Origin of the sequence: Bacillus sp. AFS031507 (assembly GCF_002584635.1) — a bacterium.
GTDB lineage: Bacteria > Bacillota > Bacilli > Bacillales > Cytobacillaceae > Neobacillus.
The window spans coordinates 1-262 of sequence record NZ_NUOW01000097.1; the positions used below are offsets into that span (position 1 = coordinate 1).

At 44.3% G+C, this 262-nt stretch carries 1 tRNA gene; it reads left to right on the top strand.

Features of this window, described 5'->3' with window-relative positions:
- Positions 1-82 precede the first annotated feature (82 nt).
- Positions 83-173, top strand: a tRNA-Ser gene (locus tag COE25_RS29960).
- Positions 174-262: the final 89 nt, after the last annotated feature.

Below are 262 nucleotides of genomic sequence, written 5' to 3' on the forward strand. Positions count from 1 at the left end.
TTTACAGCTATCATCCATTTGGCAGACATGATATATTTCTCTTGTAAGTTCTTAACGGAACTAACGCGTAAGCTTTTATTACAGAGAAGTACTCAAGTGGCTGAAAAGGCGCCCCTGCTAAGGGTGTAGGTCGGGTAACCGGTGCGAGGGTTCAAATCCCTTCTTCTCTGCCATTATATTATGGGGATGTCATGGTATCGACAGGGATAGTTTGAGCTTATATGGCGAGTCGAGGGAATCGTCCTCGTAAAAACGATAAAGC